The organism is Caldimonas caldifontis (genome assembly GCF_002930615.1).
Classification (GTDB): domain Bacteria; phylum Pseudomonadota; class Gammaproteobacteria; order Burkholderiales; family Burkholderiaceae_C; genus Caldimonas; species Caldimonas caldifontis.
This window is the reverse complement of sequence record NZ_PSNX01000008.1, coordinates 177,165-184,593: the sequence shown is the minus strand read 5'-3', so window position 1 is coordinate 184,593 and position 7,429 is coordinate 177,165. Positions and strand designations below refer to the sequence as shown.

Genomic DNA, 7,429 nt, shown 5'->3' with positions numbered 1-7,429 from the left:
AGCGAATTGCTCGGGCGTGATTTCCATGCCCCCAAGTGTCCAATGCCCCGACCATCATCGCAATTAGTGTGAACACGCCCTAGTCCGTGCGCAGCGTTGCCACGGCTGCGTTGCGGCGCCGCAGCTTGGCAAGTGGTGTTGGTGACGGTAGGCGCGGCTTGGGGCAGGGCTGCTGTGACGAAGCGCGGTGCCGCGCGGACGCCAGCGATTAAGCGATTTCGCGATAAGGGCCGGCAGGTGAAGGCGCTCCGGCCGGATCGCGGGGATGTCGCTTATCCAGCCACCCCGTGCCCGAAGAACACCGCCTCGCCGCGGTGAAGTCCCTTCTCGGCACAGTCGAGCGAGACGCGCGCGACCTCGGGCGGCGTCACGCGCGACAGCCGTGTGCCGGTGCGGACATCCGTCAGCACGTGGAAGGGTTCCCGACCCGGCGCCGACCTGAAGGGGGCCGGGCGCAGGATTGTCCAGTCGGTGTCGCTGGCGCGGATCAGTTCCTCCTGGCGGTCCTTGTCGGCATAGATGGCTTGCGTGAAGAACGGATAGATCAGGTGTTCGTAAAGAAAACCGCCGTGCCCCCTGGTCTCTCCGGCGCCGACCCCGGTGATAGCGACAAGGCGCCGAACACCCATGGCCTGCATCGCCGCCAGCAGGCTGCGGGTTGTTTCCGAGAAGAAGCGGACCGGCGCGCGGCCGCGGAAGCCAAGCGCGTAGATCACAGCGTCGTGCCCGCGAAGGTGAGGACAGAAGATGTCAGGCGTGCTGGCCGGATCGAACACAGCGGGCGTCACACCCGCGGGAAAGCCGGGCTGGCCCTGGCGGGTCTGGGCGGTGACGGGGTGTCCGCGTTCCAGCGCGCCGTGCACGAGTTCGCGGCCGATGGTGCCGGTAGCGCCGAGGATGAGAAGCTTCATGCTCGGGGCCCTTGCGCGACGCGCCAGGCTGGGGGCTGGCCGTGGCGGGTCCAGTGTTCGGTCAGGTGCGTGATGCGCCCGGCGCGGGCCTCGGCGAAGCTGGCGACCGACCATGCATCCGGTGGCAGATCCACCCGCACTTCGGCGACGGCGCGCGCCTCGGACAAGGCTGAAACTCGCGCCGGCCCGATCCGCCAGTCTCCGGGGTAGTCGCGGTTGAGCGTGACGAAGGCCGCGGCGCCCGTGATCCGTTCACCGCAGTGCGGCCAATCCACGGTGATGTCGTCCTTGAGGCAGGCCGCCACGCCGTCCCAGTCGCGCGCCGCCATCGCAGCCCAGAGGCGTGTGAGGCAGCCCGCCGCCTCGGCACTGGCGGCGCGGTCGAGGTCGGCCAGCTTGTCCGTCCAACCCTTCGCGTGGATTTCGGAAACCGTCGCATTGGGCTGACCATCATGGACGACCCGGACCTCGGTGCCATCAGACTGCGGGTCGAAAGTCGCCTCGACGGTCGTATCCATGGCCGGAGCGTCCTCGCCCGCCCAGGACCAGGTGAACAAGAGCCTGCGGCCAGGGTCCGCCGCCAACACCCGGCCCGTCACCCGCTCCACCGGCCCCTCGGCCCCACGCGGGCGCATGGCGTAGGCGATGCGCCCGCCGGTCCAAGGTTCGGTCAGGCATTCGAAGAGGTCTCCACCTTCCGAGACGCCCCACCAGTTGCGCTTCAGCGAGGGCGTGACCCAGAGCGCCCAAAGGCGGTCTGCCGGCGCATGGATGTGCCGGTTCGCCGTGACTGTTATTGGGTATAGATCTGTCATGTGCATCTCATTCTTCGGGATAAGGCGCAGCCCGAACGGCAATTGCCGGCGTGCGTGGCCGTCGGGCTGGCCTCAGTGGCCTCAAACAGCGCCCGGCGTGGCCTGCAGGATCTGCATTCGCCCATGGGTGTGACGCGCGATGCTGCCGCCCGCTTCGAGGTCAAAGCAGGCAGCCGTTACCCACCAGCGCAGACCTCCCCCTTGCAGCGCTTCGGGCACACGCTCGCGGACGCGATCGGCGAGATCGGCGGGGAAAAGGCCGCCCGGCGCTTCGGCCAGCGCTTCCATGACGGCTGCGCGGAAGGTGCCGAGCTTGTCCGGATCAAGTGCGAGGGTGCCGGGACCGGGATCCCCCTCGCCCCCCGGCGCAACGCCCCCACGCCTTTCGGCCCCAGCCGCCGGGGTTACGTCGTCGCGTCGGCTGGCCGGCAGGGGTTCGGCAAAGCGCAGGCGGTTGCCGAAGGGATCGGTCACTTCCATGACGCGCATGCCAACCCGGGCCTCGCGCATATCGTCAGACCCGAGATCCCAGGTGTCGATCCCGGGCTTCGCATAGGCATACCCGCGCCCGGTGATCTCGGCGTGAAAGGCGTCGAGGCCCTGCATCCAGACGAAGGCGTTTCCCCCTGGACTTGCGTCGCCGTGATGTTCCGTCAGGTGCAGGATCAGTCCGGCCCGGCTGACCTGCAGGTAGGCCGGAAAGTCTGGCCCGAAGCGGTGCTCCCAGTCCTCGCTCAGGCCGAGGAAGCCCGTGTAGAACTCCCGCGCCTTGGCGAGATCGAAGATCCGCAGGATGGGAATGGCGGCCTGGAAGGCGGCGCCGCTGCCGGAGGCGCCCCCTGCCTCCCCGATCCGGGCGGCTAGAACGTTCCAGTCGGGCAGGCCGAACTGTGCCGCAACTATCTCAAGTACTCGAGAATGCGAAACATCGATACCCGCTTGTGCGAGCTCTGCGCGCAGGGCGCGCGCCATAAGCTTAGCGTCACGAAATGTGCGCATATCCAACCCTCATAGTCGGGCGAACGGGTCTTACCGGTGCTTGCCTTGCCGATCCGTTCGCCGGACAACGAGGATCAGGCTCACGAGGAGGACACGTTCACCGTACCCGGAGGGCGCAAGCGGCAGGCCGTGTCAGCCTAGGCAAATCGTAGGAACACCAACGATTCCTGTCAAGCGATCGCTAGCCATGGTTTCTGGCCGACGTCGGTTAGGGTCTATCCGCTTGACCGCTCAATCAGCACTTCGGAAGCGACCGGTCGAAACCCGGCAGCGAGAAATGCCCGGAGTGATCGCGCATTACCCGGCGAGACAGCCGCGAAAAGAGGCTGTCCTTCAGGCCATGCAGCAAGCACGTCGCGGAGTAGGCTGCGCCCGCCTCCTTTTCCGAAGGCCACCTCGGGCGTTTCAATGCTGATTTCGTCTCGACCGGCCAAACCCTTCGCAAGAGTGATCAAGCCGCGCTCATCCCCATGAACGCAAACATCGCGGCGTTGGCTTCGGGCATAGGCGACCCTCGGGTGTCTCGAGTCACCCAATTCAGGCGGCAGGGCGTATGGGTCGCGTCCTTGACCAAGGGCGGCCAAAGTTACATCGATCTCATGCACCCGGCCCTGGGGGCCAGCCAGATGTAAGAGCAACTGCGGCCTTAGCGCTCCACCAAACCCGTCGCAGCCAAGGCTAGCAAGCCTGTCGAAGGACTCACTGGCGCATACGTAGGCGCAACCCGTGAAGCACACGACGGCGTAACGCCCGTCGGGCAGGGGCGGGACCACATGGAAGGCCCCGTCATCTTTCGGGAATATTCCTCGCGCCGAGGCAACGAGTATTGGCAGGAGCGAGTGGTCCATGGAAGAAGGATGTTGAGGCTAAGGAAGCGAGAGGACGTTACTCATTCGAGACAAACTGGTCATAACTGTCGAAGCTCTCGCCGTCCTGCCACGACTGATCCCAGGGTCGGGGCTCGGCGCCTTCGAGCACCAACAGCGTCAGCACGCGATCACGAGCGCCGTAGCTGTGCTTGAACTCGCGCAACTTCATGTACGGCGCTTCCTCGGCACACCACCTCGAGGCCGGAAGCTCGATACCGTCCCACGCCTGTGCGACGCTTTCGTCGGCCGCCAAGGTGCCCGGCAGCGGCTCCTGCGGGTCGGAGGTTCGCCGGATGCGGGCGCGCGTGCGCACCGCGCTCTTGCTGCGCCACTCGTACTTCAGGAAGCCGTTGTCCCAGTGCAGCAGGATCGCGCGCTGGTCCGTGTACTTGATGAACCGGATGCACAGCGCCTCGAAGGACACCTCGAATGTCTTCGCCAGATCGCTCAACACCTTGAGGTCGATGCGGCGGTTGGCGATGGCGTCGCGCAGTACGTCGCCGGGCATCAGGATGTTGCTGGCGAATTCGTCGGCTTCCCGTTCGATGACGGCGGAGGTGTCGAGGCCGAAGTGGATTGACTCCTTGTCGCAGCGAAAGGACCCTTGTCGTGCTCGGTGCAGGACGAAGTGCCCGAGCTCGTGCGCGATGGTGAACCGACGCCGCTCGGGCCCAGCCTCCCGGTTGACGAAGATTCCCCACTCGGCGGCGTCCTTCGGATTGCGCACCAGCATGCCCTCGCAGCTCTCGACCGGCGAAGGCATCGGCGGTTTGATGACGCGCACGTCCTTGCCGAGAGGGCTGCCGGGCAAGCCTTCACGAACCTGATCCAGGTCGACACGCACCACGGCCTGGCCGTGCGCCGCCCGCAGCCACTTCAGGATCGTGGCGGCGGCGGTGAAGCCGTTGAGTGGTGCGCCGCTGCTCACGCCTTGCCGGCCTCGTCTTTGCGCGACCCGAACATCAGATCGAGCGCTTGCCGGTAGCGCTGCTTCTCCTCGTCCGTCATGCCGGCGTACTCGCGGAAGAACTGGACGTCCTCGGGGCTGGCCTGGGGCACCTTGTCCAGGGTGTCGCCCATCACGTCCTCCATCGTCACGCCCAGCACCTTGGCCAGCGCGTGAACCCGTTCGGCCGAGGGACGTTGCCCCTCCTTCATCTCCAGTTCCCAGATGTAGGCCTTGGTGCAGCCGACCGCGTCGGCCACTTGCTGCAAGGTCAGCTTCTTCGCCTCGCGCAAGCGCCGCAGGCGTAATCCAAACGCCGAAGCCATGGCGATGTCCCCGTCTCAAATGAACAGTCAGTGTGTGAAACCAAGACCGCCAGTATAGCCACGAGATACCAAAGAGCGCTAGATGTGCCCTGTTGATTGACAAGCAGAAATGAGCGGGACAGAATCACGCTGTATCTCGCTGCTTTACTACGGCGGGAACATTGTTCAGTAACCCGCAGTCGCCGGCTCGCGCACCCGCCTCATCGGTCCGCAGACCTCCGACGCTCCTTCGGAAAGGACCGAGAAGATGAAGAAGACCTTTGTCGACGTGCTGCTTGAGCTGCCGGTGGACACCGCGCTGCGGAACTTCCTGACGGGCCACGGCCTGGCGATGCCCGATGACTTCGCCTGGGATGACACGCCGCCGGCCTCGCAGGCGCTGGTGGACGCCATCCGCGCTTGGGCGGACGTTCCCGCCCGAGATCGCCTGATCGGCAACTTGATGGCCAGCGTCCAGCTCGGTGACGGCGCCGGCAAGCAGGCCTTGTTCCAGGCCGCAGCTGGCGACGGTGCCGCCCTGATGGGCTTGGTCGCCTGCCAGAGCGATGTCCATCGCTCGTTCTGGCTGTACGCGAACCACCCGGACCTGTTCGAGCGCGCCTGCGAGTTCGACTACCTGGAGCGCAACGGTACGCAGGCGCAGCAGCACGACCTCGGGGTGAAGCGCCAGCCGCGCACCTCGGATGCCGACCTGGCAGGCCTGCGGCAGGCGATCTCGGCGTTCTACCAGCGCGAGTTGCAGTGCGGCGACGGCAGCGCGGCCTACGTGGTCGAGCGCAGCCCCGGCGTCTTCCTGCTGACGGTCCACGTCAAGGATCTGGCCATGCTGCGCCTGGAGTTCGAAGGCGCGACCCTCATGCGCCGCGTCGGCAACCCGAACATCCACATGGTGCTGGAGTACGCCGTCGCCACCGGCGTGGTGCGCACCCTGGTCCGGGGCGGCGCGAAGTACCACCAGATGCTGGTCGATGCGTTTGCCGAGCACCTGTTGGGCGTCAAGGTGGAGCCGCACCGGATCAAGCCGCCGACGCTGGACCTGTCGGTTCTGCGCCTGGGCTTCGACGTGCCCAAGGCCGTGGCGGACGGCTTTGCCGCCCTCCAGGTGAAGTCGATCTCGGTACTGAGTCCGGATACCGCCCTGAAGCTGGACTGCACGGCGATGGCGTCCAGCGAGCAGCGGTGCGTCACCGAACTGCTGCAGGATGCCTTCCCCGGCGAGGACCCGCTGGCCCGCGGCTGGTTGGTCACGGCGGCGCGCATCAATCTGTACTACCCGCCCGAACTCGGCAGGTCGCGCTCGAAGGTGATCACGGTGGAGGTGACGCGTCGCGGTCGCCTGAACCTGCACAAGTTCGACGCGGCGCTGCAGGCGAAGCTGGAGGGCTACCTCGTCGATCTGGGCATCCTGCAGGCAGGGCAGACGCTCAGCGCCCAGGAGGCGCCGCCGGAGGCCGGTACGGTGAACCAGCAGCCGGTGTACGAGGACTGACCGGTGGCGGCGCACGACGCCTGGGCCCTGGTGTGCCGTCTGTTCGCGGGCGGCACGCCGGTGCTGCACGCATCGCTGTCACCCCGCGACATCAGCGTCTTGCCTGCGCTGGGGCGCGCAGTACGACCGGCTGCACTGGACCAGCGATTCGTGCTCTGCCCGTACTGCCAGCAGCACCGAGCGCAGGTCTGGGGTGACGGTCGCGGGAGCCGCACCTGCCATTGCCCGGAGTGCGGTCCGGTGTCGGTCGCGGCCGACGACGTGGCCGCGCTGGTGCTGGACGAGGACTGGCTGCGCCAGAAGCTGCGCCTCGCGCTGCAGATCGAGAGCCGCGATGGCATCGACGATCTCGGCGGTGGCGTGTGGCGGCTGGGGGACTCACGGCGCTCGCCGGTGCTGCTCGCACGCGACATCGTTCGTCTGTGGCGCGAGCCGGCGCTGCTGGACCGGGTGCGCGTGGCCGGTGGCGACATCCGGGTGATCACGCCGAAGCCCCGCGAGACGCGCGGCGCGCCCTTCGGAGCGGGCGTGGAGTGGCTGGCGCTGGAGGATCGGTTTGCCTTCTACGGTGGAGGCATCTCGTTCATCGGCGCGCCTGGTGGGCAGGGCTCGGCGCAGGCGGTAGATCCGGCGATGCCGGTCCACGGGCCTTTCTCGGCCGACTTCAAGTGGGTGACGCTGCCCGGCGAGGAAGGGCGCCCAATCCTCTGCACGGACGGGCAGGCGGCCGTCTTCCGGGCGCTGTGGTCATTCAAGGGCGAGCCCCGGACGTCCGAGCAGGTCATGGGCCGCGCGCAGCTCACTAGTCAGAAGCCCATCGACGTGTTCAAAGGGAAGAAGCACGCTGAGCCGTTGCGTGCCTACCGAACCCTCGTGGTCACGCAGCGGCGCTCGGGCTTGTACGCCCTGCCCTGCGCGGCGGCATCGAGTCCTGCGCCGGCCTGATGCCCTGGTCATCGACGCGCGATAGACCATCAATGGCCATGACGCACGTGCAAGCCACGGCAACGAAAGGCCACCCGCATAGACGCTGGCGCAGCTGCTGTCACACTATCACGATAATTTCCAGAAGTC

At 66.8% G+C, this 7,429-nt stretch carries 7 protein-coding genes; 2 read left to right on the top strand and 5 right to left on the bottom strand.

Features of this window, described 5'->3' with window-relative positions; translation table 11 throughout:
* Positions 1 to 272 precede the first annotated feature (272 nt).
* The 5 genes from C1704_RS10380 to C1704_RS10355 form a co-directional block, all read right to left on the bottom strand.
* Positions 273 to 911: an NAD(P)-dependent oxidoreductase gene (locus tag C1704_RS10380; protein WP_170064672.1), complete on the bottom strand. Its 639-nt coding sequence runs from the start codon at positions 909 to 911 to the stop codon at positions 273 to 275.
* The gene (locus tag C1704_RS10375; RefSeq protein ID WP_170064671.1) at positions 908 to 1,726 is read right to left on the bottom strand and encodes an SRPBCC domain-containing protein; all 819 of its coding nucleotides are present in this window, start codon (positions 1,724 to 1,726) and stop codon (positions 908 to 910) included. The genes C1704_RS10380 and C1704_RS10375 overlap by 4 nt, the downstream gene beginning before the upstream one ends.
* 81 nt (positions 1,727 to 1,807) lie before the next feature.
* The gene (locus C1704_RS17945; protein WP_336469941.1) at positions 1,808 to 2,725 is read right to left on the bottom strand and encodes a glyoxalase superfamily protein; all 918 of its coding nucleotides are present in this window, start codon (positions 2,723 to 2,725) and stop codon (positions 1,808 to 1,810) included.
* 885 nt (positions 2,726 to 3,610) lie between these two features.
* Entirely contained in the window at positions 3,611 to 4,522 is a 912-nt protein-coding gene (locus C1704_RS10360; RefSeq protein WP_104302646.1) for an ImmA/IrrE family metallo-endopeptidase, read from the bottom strand.
* A complete protein-coding gene (locus C1704_RS10355; protein WP_104302645.1) occupies positions 4,519 to 4,866 on the bottom strand; it encodes a helix-turn-helix domain-containing protein in 348 nt (115 codons plus the stop codon). Before C1704_RS10355 ends, C1704_RS10360 begins: the two co-directional genes overlap by 4 nt.
* A gap of 247 nt (positions 4,867 to 5,113) precedes the next feature.
* On the opposite strand from C1704_RS10355, the gene C1704_RS10350 reads away from it, so the two are divergent.
* A complete protein-coding gene (locus C1704_RS10350) occupies positions 5,114 to 6,355 on the top strand; it encodes a hypothetical protein (protein WP_104302644.1) in 1,242 nt (413 codons plus the stop codon).
* A gap of 3 nt (positions 6,356 to 6,358) precedes the next feature.
* Positions 6,359 to 7,300 carry a hypothetical protein gene (locus C1704_RS10345; RefSeq protein ID WP_104302643.1) on the top strand — a complete coding sequence of 314 codons (942 nt, stop codon included), beginning with the start codon at positions 6,359 to 6,361 and terminating at the stop codon, positions 7,298 to 7,300.
* Positions 7,301 to 7,429 lie beyond the last annotated feature (129 nt).